The 11,338-nt window shown below is 55.7% G+C and carries 10 protein-coding genes; 5 read left to right on the plus strand and 5 right to left on the minus strand.

The annotated features are described in order from the left end of the window. Positions 1–22: 22 nt before the first annotated feature. Genes folK through tsaD form a run of 3 tightly spaced genes read right to left on the minus strand, consistent with a single transcriptional unit; the run spans position 23 to position 1,991 of the window. Positions 23–577 (minus strand): 2-amino-4-hydroxy-6-hydroxymethyldihydropteridine diphosphokinase, encoded by a 555-nt coding sequence (gene folK, locus L881_RS0105975; protein WP_025732793.1) that lies wholly within the window; start codon positions 575–577, stop codon positions 23–25. Positions 578–580: 3 nt separating this feature from the next. Continuing rightward, positions 581–934, minus strand: coding sequence for a dihydroneopterin aldolase (folB, locus tag L881_RS0105980; protein WP_025732794.1), 354 nt, complete (start codon positions 932–934; stop codon positions 581–583). Then, positions 927–1,991, minus strand: coding sequence for a tRNA (adenosine(37)-N6)-threonylcarbamoyltransferase complex transferase subunit TsaD (gene tsaD, locus L881_RS0105985; RefSeq protein ID WP_025732795.1), 1,065 nt, complete (start codon positions 1,989–1,991; stop codon positions 927–929). Before tsaD ends, folB begins: the two co-directional genes overlap by 8 nt. 300 nt (positions 1,992–2,291) lie before the next feature. On the opposite strand from tsaD, the gene rpsU reads away from it, so the two are divergent. From rpsU to rpoD, 3 genes are all read left to right on the plus strand, one after another. Next, positions 2,292–2,507 carry a 30S ribosomal protein S21 gene (gene rpsU / locus L881_RS13560; protein ID WP_084055411.1) on the plus strand — a complete coding sequence of 72 codons (216 nt, stop codon included), beginning with the start codon at positions 2,292–2,294 and terminating at the stop codon, positions 2,505–2,507. A 182-nt stretch (positions 2,508–2,689) separates the two neighbouring features. Then, on the plus strand, positions 2,690–4,537 hold the full coding sequence (dnaG, locus tag L881_RS0105995; protein WP_025732797.1) for a DNA primase: 1,848 nt from the start codon (positions 2,690–2,692) through the stop codon (positions 4,535–4,537). 340 nt (positions 4,538–4,877) lie between these two features. Then, positions 4,878–6,734: an RNA polymerase sigma factor RpoD gene (gene rpoD, locus L881_RS0106000; RefSeq protein ID WP_025732799.1), complete on the plus strand. Its 1,857-nt coding sequence runs from the start codon at positions 4,878–4,880 to the stop codon at positions 6,732–6,734. A 148-nt stretch (positions 6,735–6,882) separates the two neighbouring features. On the opposite strand, the gene L881_RS0106005 is transcribed toward rpoD, so the two are convergent. Beyond that, entirely contained in the window at positions 6,883–7,515 is a 633-nt protein-coding gene (locus L881_RS0106005; RefSeq protein WP_034578669.1) for a phosphoadenosine phosphosulfate reductase domain-containing protein, read from the minus strand. A gap of 121 nt (positions 7,516–7,636) precedes the next feature. After that, on the minus strand, positions 7,637–9,022 hold the full coding sequence (pabB, locus tag L881_RS0106010) for an aminodeoxychorismate synthase component I (RefSeq protein WP_025732801.1): 1,386 nt from the start codon (positions 9,020–9,022) through the stop codon (positions 7,637–7,639). A gap of 108 nt (positions 9,023–9,130) precedes the next feature. Here pabB and L881_RS0106015 point away from each other — a divergent pair, with 108 nt between their 5' ends. Together L881_RS0106015 and L881_RS0106020 are read left to right on the plus strand one after the other, a co-directional pair. Next, positions 9,131–9,970, plus strand: a complete 840-nt coding sequence (locus L881_RS0106015) for an alpha/beta fold hydrolase (protein ID WP_025732802.1) — start codon at positions 9,131–9,133, stop codon at positions 9,968–9,970. 80 nt (positions 9,971–10,050) lie between these two features. Further along, entirely contained in the window at positions 10,051–10,743 is a 693-nt protein-coding gene (locus L881_RS0106020) for a GntR family transcriptional regulator (RefSeq protein WP_025732803.1), read from the plus strand. Positions 10,744–11,338: the final 595 nt, after the last annotated feature.

Genomic DNA, 11,338 nt, shown 5'->3' on the forward strand with positions numbered 1-11,338 from the left:
AGGCGAGGCGCGCAAAAGTCGGTCAGGAGAGTGGTTTTTCTGTGGGCTGCGCATCTGTGCGGGAGATGGTAGTGCCCCTCCACTGGAACTCCACCGGCCATAGCCGTTGAGCCTGACGGAACCTGCCCCACAAAACAGCGTAATTCAGCGCTAATACAGGATGAACTTCACTGCCGAAGGACTCTGCCAGCGGGCGCAGCACGAAAGCGCTGGTCAGAATTTCGTCTCTGGGCAGCGTAATGCCATCTACCACACCATGCAGATTGCCTACACAAAGCAGATCTATATCAAGGTGTTTCGGCGCTGCACGGCCATCTTCGGGGCGTCGGCCAGTAGCGGCTTCCAACTGCTTGGTCCACTGCGATAGTGCTGCAACATCGATATCGCTGTAAAAGCCCACCACCAGGTTATAGAAGTTCTCGGCACCGGTAATACCTACCGGTTCACTTTCAAACACCCGCGAAATATCCAGCTCGCCAAATTCCCGGGCAAGCTCATCCAGGGCCAGTGCAATATGGTGGTTACGCTGAAGGTTACTGCCAATGCCGAGTAGAATTCTGTGCTTTTCAGCCGCCATCGGTTACCACTCACCTCGCTGAATTCTCACGCCCACGGCATCAGCTTCAGGCACCGCCCCCGGTTTGCGCAGGGTTAGCCGCAGTTTGCTGACGCCAAATTCGTGGCTGACAACATCGGCTATTTTTTCAGCCATCGCTTCGATCAATTCAATCGGTTGCTCATTGGCGCATTCGATGATGCGCTGAGAGACCGCCGCGTAATTGATCGTATGGGCAAGATCATCGGTGGCTGCCGCCGCGCTGATGTCCCACGCCATCTCCAGATCAAGACGCAGCTTTTGGTAAATCTTCTTTTCCCATTCGTACACGCCAATCACGGCGTCGAATGCCAACCCTTCGATCAAGATACTAGCCATGTGCATGATGCTCCGAAGAGGGGGCGGTGGTCGGGGATAGTTCTGCGAGGGGCCAGCGTGCGGTAACTACGGGGCCGCTGCTGTCCCGTTCGCCGCCTTGTAAACGCAGTGCGCCCGCATAAGCGATCATGGCGCCATTGTCGGTACAAAAGCGTGCGGCAGGATAGAACACCCTGGCAGTTGGGCACTTTTTGCGTAGTGCAGGCTCAAGCTGAGCGCGCAGGCGTTGATTGGCGCTGACGCCTCCTGCCACTACCAGTCGGTCGCGGCCGGTCTGTTCGAGCGCGCGGCGGCATTTGATCACGATGGTGTCGATAACGGCTTCCTCAAAGGCACGGGCCACGTTGGCTCTGCCCTGCTCGGTAAGAGCGTTATCGGCATCCATCTGGCGCAAGCAGGTGAGGGTGTGGGTTTTTAGCCCTGAGAAGCTGAAATCGAGCCCGGGCCGGTCGGTCATGGGACGAGGGAAGCGCAGAGCGGTAGGGTCACCCTGTTCGGCCAGCCGCGAGACGGAAGGGCCGCCCGGATAGGAAAGCCCCAGCATCTTGGCAACCTTGTCGAAGGCTTCGCCCGCCGCATCATCAATGGATTCACCGAGCAGACGGTAGTCACCGTGGCCTGCCACATCGACCAGCTGCGTGTGGCCGCCGGATACCAGCAGCGCAACGAAGGGATAGGCGGGCGGGTTCTCTTCCAGCATGGGGGCTAGCAGGTGGCCTTCCATGTGATGAACGCCCAGTACAGGGATATTCAGTGCGTGGGCGAGGCCATGGGCGGTACTGGCGCCTACCATGAGGGCACCTACCAGCCCCGGGCCTGCCGTATAGCAGATGGCGTCGAGCTGCTGGCGCTGAAGGTTCGCATCGGCCAATACCTTCTCGATCAGCGGCAGGATTCGGCGGATATGGTCACGGGAGGCCAGTTCCGGCACTACGCCGCCATACCCGGCGTGCATCTCGATTTGACTGAAGAGCGCATCCGCGCACAGGCCCTGTTCGGTATCGTAGAGAGCAATACCGGTTTCATCGCAGGATGTTTCGATGCCCAGCACACGCATCGGCGTCTCCGTTGCTTAAAAAATAGCGTTGCCGCCGCAAAAGGGGCGGAATCAGGGCGCAGATTCTAATTGTTTTGAAGGTCAACGTCTTCCCTTGCTTGCGAAGGCCCCGTCAACCAGGCATCAGCAGGTCGTTATCAGGCGTACAGCCCGCGGCTGGAGAAAGAAGAGTTTGGATTGCAAATGGACGGGGCGAGCTGTAGAATGCCGTGTCTCTTAATTGGGCCGCACTCCGGGCAGGTGAATACCTGGGGCGCGATTTATCATAAATCGACTTACCCTTAAGGTGGTGATCGCTTAATGCCTTCCGTCAAAGTACGTGACAACGAGCCGTTCGATGTCGCTCTCCGTCGTTTCAAGCGTTCCTGCGAAAAAGCGGGCGTTCTTTCTGAAGTCCGTCGCCGTGAACACTATGAAAAACCGACTACCGAGCGTAAACGTAAAGCAGCTGCTGCTGTGAAACGTCATGCCAAGAAACTTCAGCGTGAACGTAAGCGTTTCGAACGTCTGTATTGATCCCTGATTGATACTGCGTACCCGAAGCGGTAGCCCGCCGCTTCTAGAGGGTTGATTGGCCGCCATTTCGGCGGCCTTTCGTATTCTATAGCCGGTGATGCGCATCCTTGTATCCATTGATGTGCTTCAGCGGCATGTATTTCCTTCACTGCTGGTCGTGAATATTCCTGGCGGAGATTAGCGTGGCTGGACCCATCTCTCAGCGCTTTATTGATGATCTGCTTGCGCGGGTTGATATTGGTGAACTGGTAGGTGAACGGGTGGTGCTCAAGAAGGCTGGGCGCAATCTGTCTGGGCTGTGTCCCTTCCATGATGAAAAGTCGCCTTCCTTTACCGTCAGCCGTGAAAAACAGTTTTATCACTGCTTCGGCTGTGGTGCTCACGGCAACGCGCTGCGTTTCCTGATGGAATATGACCGCTTGAGTTTTCCTGAAGCGGTTGAGCAGCTAGCGCAGCGTCAGGGCATGGAAGTGGAGCGTGAAGACGACCATCTGCCTGCCGCGCAGAAGGAGAAAATAGCCGCCCAGCGCCGCAAGCGCGATGCCGGAGTCAATTTGCTGGAGCTGGCGTCCGGCTGGTTCAAGCAGCAGTTGACCGAACCGCACGCTGACGAGGCGCGTCGCTATCTCAATGGTCGTGGCCTGAACAGCGATATTATCGACGCCTTTGCGATTGGCTTTGCGCCCGATGGTTGGGATGGCCTCAAGCAATATCTCAACGGTCACTCGGTGGCTGAAAGCGTGCAGGTGGAGTACGGGCTTTTGCGTCAGCGCGAGGAGGATTCGCGCACCTGGGACCTGTTCCGCAATCGCGTTATCTTCCCTATTCGTGACTGGAAGGGGAGAACGCTTGGATTTGGCGGCCGTGTACTGGGAGATGCAAAGCCCAAGTATCTGAACTCCCCCGAGACGCCGGTATTTCATAAGGGGCGTGAGCTGTATGGCCTGTATGAAGCGCGCCAGCAGAAGGGCAATATCGCCCGGCTGGTGGTCGTGGAAGGCTATATGGATGTTGTTGCGCTGGCGCAGAACGGCATTCATAACGCAGTCGCTACTCTGGGCACCGCGATTACTGACGAGCACCTGACGCGCATCTACCGTTTGGTCGATGAAGTGGTGTTCTGTTTTGACGGTGATGGTGCCGGACGTCGTGCTGCCCGGCGGGCGCTTGAAGTGGCGCTGCCGTCAATGATTGATGGCCGGCAGGCGCGCTTTTTGTTTCTGCCTGAAGGGGAAGACCCTGATTCGCTGGTGCGTCAGGAAGGGCGGGAAGCCTTTCAGGCGCGCATCGAGTGCGCCAGCCCGTTGTCAGAGTTTCTGTTTGATCAGGCGCGTGAGGGAGTCGATCTCAAGCGTGTCGAAGGGCGTGAGCGATTCGTTGCGCATGTGCTCGAAAAGCTCCGTCTGCTGCCCCAGGGCGTACTTCACTCCCTGTTGATGGAAGAACTCTCGACGCGCAGCGGTATCAGCGTGGCGCGTCTGGAACAATTCGTCACTCCTGCGACTCAGAGTAGTCATGTGCAGGAACAGGGGGTGGTAGATCACGCTGTTGAAGGTCACGCCGATAATCAACATGCTGCTTCTCCAGGGCGCGCAGCAAAGGTTCATATCGGCACTGCCCCCATTACGCGGGCGCTGCATCTGCTGGTGCACAATCCGGAGCTGGTGAGCGAGCTTCCTGAACAAAATGATTGGTGCCCTGAAAACGAGGATGGTCTACTTTTTATAGAAGTGGCCCGTTTGCTGAAAGCGGGAGGCTATCGCTCTTCCCAGGTACTGCTGGCGCATTTTCATGGCACTGACCAGGGGGAGCCGCTGAGTGCGCTCCTCAGGCGTCCTACCGATATCAGACGCGAGGATCAGGCGACGGAGCTGCGCGCCCTTATCGAGATGCTTTACCAGCGGCGCCAGCGGCTCTCGCCGGAAGAAGAGTACCAGCAGCTCCTGGCGATCACCCGCGAAGGACAGAAGCTGACAGCGACACAGCAGCAGCGTCTTTTGGCACTCATTGAGGAGCTGGGCAGGCGCTGATGGGCGCGCCAAGGGTTGAAATGCCAGGCGTAACGCCCCATTTGAGGAACAAACAGGTTAAACGCAGCAGGTGATGAGGGCAGTAGTTTGATGCCTGCTGTGGATAGACCGTAGTACGCGAGATCGCCGTATGGATGAAAGCGTAATACGGCAAAAATGACAGGCTGCAAAACATTTCAGAGCATGGCGCTCGCGTAGGCACATGCAGTTGAGAGCGATACGCTTGACTTGTGTTTTGCAGTAGTAGGAATTACATGTTGCCACGTCCGTTCTAGTGAGACGGCGCTATTTTTTTAGTGAGCGGCGGCATGATCCATTTAATTCGTCGAGACAGGTTTCTATGGCTGGAAATACACCGCAGTCGCGTCTTAAGGAATTGATCGCGCGAGGCAAGGAGCAAGGCTTCCTGACCTACGCTGAGGTCAACGATCATCTTCCTGAAGATATTGCCGATCCAGATCAGGTTGAAGATATTATCAGCATGTTCAATGACATGGGTATTAATGTCGTTGAGGAGGCGCCCGACGCCGATGATCTGATGATGTCGGATAGCTCCACTGACGAGAGTGCTGCAGAAGAGGCGGTAGCTGCACTGGCAGCCGTTGAAACTGAAGTCGGGCGTACCACTGATCCCGTGCGCATGTATATGCGTGAAATGGGTACGGTAGAGCTGCTGACTCGCGAAGGCGAAATCGAAATCGCCAAGCGTATCGAAGAGGGTACTCGCGAGGTCATGTCGGCGCTGGCATTTTTGCCGGGCGCAGTAGACACCATCCTGACCGTCTTTGATGGCACCCAGGGAGAAGAGGGCGGTCGTCTTTCCGATCTCTTCAGCGGCTTCATCGACCCCGATGAAGGCGTGCCCGGTGTTGCCGAGGTCGAGGAAGAGATCGACCTCTCGGCAGAAGAGTCCGATGAGGAGTCTGACGTCGATGAGGACGATGAAGACGACGAGGATGATGACAGCAATAACACCAATGAAGGTGGCCCCGATCCTGAATTGGCCAAGGTGCGCTTCGAGCAGATTCGTGAGCAGAATGATCTGGTCAAGGCGCTGATCGCCAAAAACGGTCGTGATGCACCGGACGTTATTGTTGCGCAGGAGCGTCTTGCCGAGCTGTTCTCACCGATCAAGCTGGTGCCCAAGCATTTCGAACGCCTTATTTTGCAGGTGCGTATCACCATCGAGCAGGTGCGTGCGAACGAAAAACGCATCATGCAGATCTTTGTGAAGCGCGCGCGCGTACCACGCAAGACCTTTATCTCTTCCTTCCCGGCGAACGAGAGCAATCAGCAGTGGCTTGACGAGTTTATCGCCAAGCACCCCAAATACGCTGAAGGTCTGGAAATCTATCGTCCCGATATTCTGCGTGCCCAGCGCCGTATTGCCGAAGAGCAGGAAGAGGTAAGTCTCTCGGTTGCCGAGCTGAAAGAGATCAACCGCCGCCTTTCTATCGGTGAAGCGAAAGCGCGTCGTGCCAAGAAAGAGATGGTTGAGGCCAACCTGCGTCTGGTTATCTCCATTGCGAAGAAATATACCAACCGTGGCTTGCAGTTCCTCGATCTGATTCAGGAAGGCAACATCGGCTTGATGAAGGCCGTGGACAAGTTCGAATATCGTCGCGGTTACAAGTTCTCGACCTACGCAACCTGGTGGATTCGTCAGGCCATTACTCGCTCGATTGCGGATCAGGCGCGTACCATCCGTATTCCGGTGCACATGATTGAGACCATCAACAAGCTCAATCGCGTATCCCGTCAGATGCTTCAGGAGATGGGGCGTGAGCCTACGCCTGAAGAGCTGGGTGAACGCCTTGAAATGCCGGAAGAGAAAGTGCGCAAGGTGCTGAAGATTGCCAAGGAGCCGATCTCGATGGAGACGCCCATTGGCGATGATGATGACTCCCATCTGGGTGACTTCATTGAAGATGGTGCGATGATCTCTCCCATTGATTCCGCTACCGGCGAAGGCTTGATCGAAGCGACCCGCAACGTGCTTGGTGGGCTGACAGCGCGTGAAGCGAAGGTGCTCCGCATGCGTTTCGGTATTGATATGAATACCGACCACACGCTGGAAGAAGTGGGTAAACAGTTTGATGTTACCCGTGAGCGTATTCGTCAGATCGAAGCCAAGGCGCTGCGCAAGTTGCGTCATCCTTCACGTTCGGAATCGCTGCGCTCCTTTATGGACGAATAACGGCGAGCGCCAACGCAAAAATGAACCCTCGGCATTGAAAGGTGCCGGGGGTTTTTCATTGGATGCCTATCAGAATTGCTGTGAAAACTACTGTGTGATGACCGGTTTCGCCGCTGTCTAGGAGTGGGTGCAACGGTTAGCGGCAATATCAGTGCTGCAAGTGAAGGCCACACTCGCGATTCTCTTCGCCCTTGGTGGGATCGACATAATCGAACTCATTGGGAAGGTCATGGGCCTGAAGGTATTCGTAGAGATCCTTGGATGACCAATGGAGCAACGGCGCTACCTTGATAAGGCCATCCTGATTGATGCTGACCGGCTCCATAGTGGCGCGCACGGCAGTGTCGCTTGCTCTCAGCGCGGTAAACCAGACACCGGGGCTGGTTTCGCGCAAGGCCCGGGTGAACGGCTCCAGCTTTACCTCTTCGGTAAAGGCTTCGTGACGCGGGTCATCGAGGGCTGGCGTAGGGCCATCAACGGCTTCGCGATGTGCCCGCGAGCGCTTGGGCAAGTAGGTAATCAGGTTCAGGCCGAGGCGCTTTTTGACTTCATCGACAAAGCGGTAGGTTGCATCGGTATTGTAACCATTATCCATCCAGACAATCGGAATATCCGGCTGCACCTGCGTTACCATGTGCAGAATCACGGCTTCAAACGGACGAAAGTTGGTGGTGCAGATGGCTTTCTTGTCGAGGGAAAGTGCCCAGCGCACCAGCTCCTCAGCGCTATGGCCCAGGTCGCGATTGATGGCATCGAGATCCAGTGCTTTCTCGTTGGTCATATGAATATCTCCATTAAATGGCAAGCCGCATGATTGGCGGCCAACAATGCCGTTACCCTACCAAAATGAGGCGGCAACGCGTAATAACGTTAACTTCCCTGCTTATAGACAAGTAGGAGATCTATCGCGAAGGCGTGGTGGGAAGCTCCGCAAGTGCCTGCATCAGCCGGTTGATCTTGGTGATGCTTTCCAGATATTCATCCTCGCCGTCAGAGTCAGAGACAACCCCGCCGCCGCCCCACAAGGTGATTTTTCCTTCCTTCGCTTGAGCAGTTCGAATGGCAATGGACGTATCCATGTTGCCACGGCTATCAATATAGCCAACGCTGCCGCAGTAATATCCGCGCGAGGTGACTTCCAGCTCGTCGATAATCTCCATGGCGCGATGCTTGGGGGCGCCCGTAATGGAGCCGCCGGGCAGTGAAGCCGCCAGCAAATCGTGAACATCGCGGTTGGAAGCAAGCCGGCCACTCACGGTGCTGACCAGATGATGCACGTTGGAATAGCCAATGCGCTCCGCAAGCATGGGCACGGTAACGCTGCCGATTGCGCAGGCACGCCCCAGGTCATTGCGCAAGAGATCGACAATCATCACATTCTCGGCGCGATCCTTGAGGCTGTTTTCCAGCTCTGCTGCTAACCGTTCATCCTCATCTATCGTGTTGCCGCGCTTACGGGTGCCCTTGATGGGCTGGGCAATGACCTGATTGTCGGTCACGGAAATAAATCGCTCGGGGGAGACAGAAAGCAGCCAGCCTGCGCCCACCTTCATCATCGCGCTAAAGGGGGAAGGCGTTGCGGCGCGCAAGCGTTGATAGGCGCTCCATTCATCCCCCTGGTAAGTGGCACTAAAGGCTTGGGTGAGGTTGATCTGATAACAGTCACCCGCGTTGATATAGCGCTTTACCTGAGTGAAGGCGGCGTCGTATTGAGCGCGTGACATGAGTGGCTCAAAAGGTGAATTCAACGTAAAGGGGCCGGCTTCAGTAGCAGATGCCTTTTCCAGCGGTGGCATTATTTGGTCACGGCGCTCAGGAGAGGCGATCAGCCAACTTTGCTGAAGACGGTGATCCTGAATCAAGGCCCAGTCATAGAGACCGCACTGGGCAATGGGGTCGCTGCCTTGCTCTGATACGGCAAGCTGCTCCAGCCTCCGTCCAAATTCGTAACTCCATGCGCCTAATAATCCGGCGGCAAAGGGGAGGTGCTCGGGTATGAGATCACGATGACACACAAGCAGTGAAAGCAGTTCACGCTGGGCTGCAATGGGATCTTTGGCAAGTGCCGTGTGCCCGTCGCAATGGGCATTGCCATACGCATCGGTCGTCAGCGTGGCAAGCGGCAGGGCCGAGATGATATCGAAGCGGCCTGCGGTAGGCGAAGGCGCGCCACTATCGAGCAGAACAGCTCCCGGCAGATGTCGCACGGCACTGAAGTAGGCAATAGGAGTTGGCGAGTAATCGAGCGGTGTCGCGATGGAGGTAACACGATAAGCAGCAGTGGCCATGGTATTCCACAAATTCAATGGCAAAGGTAAGGAGGGTACGGTAGGGCGATTGAGGCCACTAGACAAGGCGAGGATAATACCAGGCCATACTTGTTCAGGGAGATTGTGATGGCATCTTGCTACACCTTGCGTGAAGGAACGCTTGCGTTAAGCGATCAGCGGCTTTTCTGGCGGCGCTTGTCATGTGCAGCAGAAGGGCGGCCATTGTTGTTGCTCCATGGCGCTGGTGTGGCGGGAGGGTTGACCTGGAAGGGCGTCGTTGAACAGTTGCAGCCACGCTGCGCTATATTGATTCCTGACTTGCGCGGGGCGGGAAGAACCGCATCGCCGGAGGGTGCTGAGGTGCCTTTCAGCGCGTCCCAGGTGGTTGACGATCTCGTAGCACTGGTGGATCAGCAAGGGTTCGAGCAGTTCGATGTTGCTGGGTACTCCTTTGGTGGCTTAATGACCATGCTACTCAAGGAACGCTTGAGGGATCGCATTGTGGAGGTGACGCTGCTTGAGCCGGGCCTTTTGGAGCGCGCTGATCTCGAAGAGATGCGGAGTATGCGTGCCGGTTATCAAGAAGCGGCTCGGTTGATTAGAAAAACGCAAGGGAAGGAAGGCATCGACCGTTTTCTGGCGCTGATCGCTCCGCATCGTTCGCGTAACCCGCGTGTCGAGAGAATCATTACCGCCAGGCTGGCCGAGCGCCCGCTAGGGTTCGCCAATGCCCTTGATTGCGTTACCGAAGCCATTATGTCGCTGGATAGAGCAGCAATATTGGCAGCACAGCAGCAGGTGCTGTCTATTGTCGGTGGCAACAGTCCCCACACTCTGCGCGATTATCATCAGCAGTTGGCGCGTACTCAGCCAGCGTGGCGAACGGTGCAACTGAGTGGAACCGACCACTCGTTGCCCTTTCAGAAACCACAGCATGTCGCCAGGCTTATCGACCGTGCAGAATGAAGAGGGATAGGTGTGCGTTATGGGTGTTATTCAGGTAAGTTGCAGAATTATTGCAACGGCTGCCCTCACATAGGTTCGTGATGAATGAATTGACAGAAACGGGAGGCGAGGTACGAACGCTCGCGGAGCGCGTGTTCCAGCAGCTCCAGGAAGCGATCGTGCGCGGCGAAATTCCTTCCGGCACTAAAATCACCGAGCCAGGATTGGCGCAGGAGTACGGTATTTCACGGGGGCCGTTGCGGGAAGCCATGCGGCGGCTTGAGGCGTATCGGTTGATTGAGCGTGTGCCCCACGTAGGCGCGCGGGTGGTCCAGCTCTCCATGCGGGAACTGCTTGAACTGTTCGATTTGCGTGAAGCCCTTGAGAGCATGGCGGCTCGCTTGGCGGCGCGTAATATGACCAACGAGGAGATTCAAAAGCTGCGCGAGGTGCTGGCGGTGCATGAACGCCAGCAGGGGATGCCCTCCGAAGAGGCGTATTTTCAGCGCGAAGGCGATCTCGACTTTCATTACCTGATTGCGCGGGGCAGTCATAACCGTATGCTCTTTACTACGCTGTGTGATGATCTTTACTACCTGGTACGGCTTTATCGCACTCAGTTCAGTGCCGCCGGTGCTCGTCCGCAGCGCGCCTATCTTGAGCACTACAGAATCGTCGATGCCATCGAGTCAGGGGATGAAGAGCTGGCCGAGATGCTGATGCGGCGTCATGTCGTGGCTTCGCGACAAAATATTTCAGAGCGCTATGCGATAGCGCTGGACGATCAGCACTGACCGACAATGCCGCCACCGAGGAGCTATCGGCCATTGTTGTGGTGAGCTTTAATCGGGCTTACGCCTGCGCGCAAAGCAGCGTAAACGCAGGGAAAGAAATTAATTTGTAAAAAGCCCTTGCCAAGAAGCGGTGTGGTGCGTAAAGTACGCCTCCATCGCTGGGGCAGGGCCTCAACGAGGAAGTCAGCAAGGTTTTCAAGTTGTTGATTTCCGGAAGAAAATCGCTGAGTTGTTGAATTAACGGAAACGTTAACGGAAACGTTAACGAAAACAAAAAAGCAGTTGACTTCCACTCAGGATTGCGTAGAATACGCATCCACTTGAACGGAGCAGTTCACCGCTTCTTTCAACGCTCTTTAAAAAATCGATCAGACAATTTGTGTGGGCGCTCGTTTCGATTCGGACGGCAACGTCACTCACCACTGCTCTTACGAGCAACGCCTTTTATTCTGTATCAGGCGGGTGAGATTAAGATAATCGAGATTAGAGTGTTCTAGCACTGTCATAATTCATATTATGCAGAACTTTAGCAGTCAATTCTCGAGCCAAATTAAACAGAGCTTCGGCTTTGTTAGTAGTATTTAACTGAAGAGTT

Source organism: Carnimonas nigrificans ATCC BAA-78 (assembly GCF_000526695.1).
In the GTDB taxonomy this organism is placed as follows: domain Bacteria; phylum Pseudomonadota; class Gammaproteobacteria; order Pseudomonadales; family Halomonadaceae; genus Carnimonas; species Carnimonas nigrificans.